At 66.2% G+C, this 3,201-nt stretch carries 2 protein-coding genes; both read right to left on the reverse strand.

Going from position 1 to position 3,201, the window contains the following annotated elements:
* Positions 1 to 79: 79 nt before the first annotated feature.
* Entirely contained in the window at positions 80 to 580 is a 501-nt protein-coding gene (locus ABZS42_RS31400) for a hypothetical protein (RefSeq protein ID WP_355151519.1), read from the reverse strand.
* A 1,043-nt stretch (positions 581 to 1,623) separates the two neighbouring features.
* Complete coding sequence (locus ABZS42_RS31405) at positions 1,624 to 1,845, reverse strand: hypothetical protein (protein WP_355151521.1); 222 nt, start codon at positions 1,843 to 1,845, stop codon at positions 1,624 to 1,626.
* Positions 1,846 to 3,201: the final 1,356 nt, after the last annotated feature.

Raw genomic sequence — 3,201 nt, forward strand, 5'->3', positions numbered from 1 at the left:
ACGAGACCACCGCCTGGCCACACCGCGAACAGCACGACCAGAAGACCGCTGCTTGACTCCAAAGCTCATGGGATGTCTGTCAGCGCTGCTGTCGATCCTCCGTGCCGGCAAGCCACGGCCCGGCTGCGAGGTACCTACGGAGATCGCTTGGGACCGGTCCTCGCGCGAGCAACCACTCATCGGCAAGCGACGCAACCACGAGGTAGTCGTGTTCGAACCGCAGTCGGACACCGCCGACCGACAGCGCAGTTGTGTAACCGTGGATGAGAGAGGCATCGATCAGTCGCTGCCCAACGAACGAGGCCAGCAGGTCCGGCTCCCGCGCGGGGCCGACTCTCGTCTCGCCGCACTCCTGCATCTCGTATGACGGGTAAGGGTCGAGAAGTTCCAAGCTAAGCTGCTCGCCGCAGCCGTGAGCCATCAACGCCGGCTTGCCCTCGAAGTGCAGCCAGAAGTCCAGCAGGCTCGCCGCGTCGTCGTCTCGCCGCCCCTCGAACCAGTAACGCGCCTCGGAGACCGCGAGCAGCCTAAAACCGATGAGGCCACACACGAGCTTGGCCGCAGCGCCCGGATCATTCACGCGACAGAACCTACTTCGCTTGGCTCTTGTCCTGCCGACCTACGCATTACGAGTCCGTTCCGGGCCGCTGGTCCGCCGCCTGGCGTCGTGCCGAATACGCCGCCCAGGTCCACGATCGTCCGCGCCGGTTCGTCGGCTTGGCTGCTCGATTGGCTGCTCACGTAGGAACTACGCGAGTTCGATCAGCGATCCTGGCGAAACCACCGAACCCGGTCCGGAGACGGCATCGACAGCGGCTCGTCCCACGAGTACACCTCAAGCTCCGCCAATTGACCCTGATGAACGAACAGCAGAATCCCGCCAACGGCGTTGCCTCGGTCGTCGAGCACCACGCCTTCCGCTGGCACCGGACTCGTCGCGGGTGAGGGCGGCAGGCTTAGTCCTTGTGGCAGGAGCCAGATAGTTCCGCAGCCGCATCCACAGCCCGGCTGAGCCAGGAGGTCCTGCGATTGCACTCGCAGCTCGCCCACACCAGGGAAGTCCTGGGCTAGCAGCGCATCCAGAACTCCTGCCTCCTCTGCTGACAGAGGCCGGGGCGCCGGCTGCGGTTCGTCCACGGGCCCGAGCTTACGTTGACGCCTCGCTTACAAGTTCTGGGCGCTCCGTCCGGGACGGTCCGTGCGCGTCTGCGGCCTCGGGCGGCTGTCCGCGCTCGGCAGCCGGCCGCTGCCCTCGTCCTGGCCGGTTGCTGTCAGCGTTGCTGTCGGCGCGCTATGGATGTGCGGGGCTTGGGAGCCCCGCACATCGACGGGGCTCCCCGGACTCGGCCCGGCTCGAACGGGCTGCCACCCTCTCCACCTTGCGGGCGTGGTTATCCGGAGCCACCACGCCTTGAGCGAGGACAGCCGGATTCAACCAGGCGACGTGCTCGGACAGCAACGCTTAACTCAGACGTTGAAGCGGAACATAGAGCCGCTGTCCCTCTACCAGCGGCGCGGCTGTTCGACACGTGCTCACCCCGGCGTCTTGGGCTGTCAAGGTTGCTCACTGGTTGACGACGTTTCACAGCGTCTTGTGCCCCCTGTGTGCCCCGGGACCCCGCCCTACCACTTCCGACGCCATTCGAGGCGACCCCGAGGCGCCACGGCCGGGACGTCCCCTCGCTGGACGTACAGCACCTCGTCCTCAACCCACCAGACATCGCCAACGCGAAGGAAGACCGGGACTTCCAACGTCAGGGCAAGAAGACACCCGCCGGAACTGCCGGGCAGCCCCTCCAGGTCATCGACCAGCTCCATCCGGCCGGCGGTGGCGGGCTCGGTCATCACGCCACCATCTTGCCGGTGCCCGTGTGGCCGGGGCGACGCCCTGCCCCCCAGGCAATCAGCACGGCGCGCTGACCTGCGCTGCCAAGTACCTCTACCAGCATGACCAGTCCGCCCGAGTCCGTGGACGTCCACTGTCGCTCGCGCTGATCGTCACTCAGTTAGTCACTTGCCACCTTTGCCGACCCTCGGACGGAGCTTGCCGGACACCCCGACTCAACCCGATGGCACCCGCAGCAGTCCTTGCCTCCACATTGGAGCCCATCGTGGTAGCGTCTGCCACATTTGATCATCGAGAGGCAGAAAAATGGGACTTGTTCGTTGGGCTGGTAGGCGGTCCAGTGGAAGGCTGCGTCGCAGCCTGTTCGCATCAGTGCTCGCCTTCGCATCTGTGCTTGGGGCACTCACGGTGTCGACCGCAGCCCATGCCGGCCCAGGTCCCACCGACCACTGGCTTTGCAACCCTGCCGGTGCACCATCTAGCGGCATCTGCACGAGAATCCAAAACGCTCCCGCCAGCGGGCTTCAAGTCTACGACCGTACCGCTCGCAAGATCGTGACCTGGCCCAACGGAACGAGCGTCATGCTTCTGTCTTGGTCGGTAGACGATTCGAGGCAGTGCGGCTACTACGATCCCGTCGTGTGGAGCGTGGGTTGGTCCAGTGGCGGGTCCTGGCACTGGGGGGTTCTTAGCAACTACTGGTTGACCACCGGCAGCAACGAATGGAGGACCTGGACGGACCAGCGGCACCTCGCACTGGACCCCTACTACTTCGTTGGCCACGGGCAGGGCAGCTGCATCGAGTATTACTGGACTAGCGGCATCATGGCAATGCAATCCTGGTTCGGCGCTTCGTACCAAACGTATGCACCCTTGCGCACGCAGCCGATCACTGCCCCCACGCGCTAGGTCATAATCCGCGCCAGACTGGCAGTAGCTCGCCCACCGGTCGCGCCTGGGCCACCGAGAACTGCCGATACGTTAAATCGGCTCTTGAGGGCTTTGCCTTGAGTTCGCCCTAGCTGATCTGAGTGCCGCCATCCCGTCTGCCGTCGACCCGCCCTAATGGGGAGCGGGCCGCCGCCCGGCCCGCCACGTCAAGCGGACCTTGACACAGGTTCGGACGCTGGCGGGTCGGGTGGTGGTCTGCTCGGCTCGCCCGGGTCGATGGCAGGCGGGATGGCCTACCGCAACCACCCACGGACCGCGACGCGCCGACGGAGCCCCGGCCATCCTGGAGCCGGAGCGCCCCCGCCGGAGGCGCTCTAACCGCAACCCCGCGACCGCCGCCAGCTCGCCGACGCGGCAGGCGTCCGCTCCCCTACGCCGCGCGGGCACGTGGCCGCGCGGCCCGG

Origin of the sequence: Micromonospora sp. NPDC005367 (assembly GCF_040606825.1) — a bacterium.
In the GTDB taxonomy this organism is placed as follows: domain Bacteria; phylum Actinomycetota; class Actinomycetes; order Mycobacteriales; family Micromonosporaceae; genus Micromonospora.

Bases quoted from the DNA above. Each gene is read 5' to 3' on its own strand.
- ABZS42_RS31405 (WP_355151521.1), bottom strand. From the start codon at position 1,845: ATGACCGAGCCCGCCACCGCCGGCCGGATGGAGCTGGTCGATGACCTG.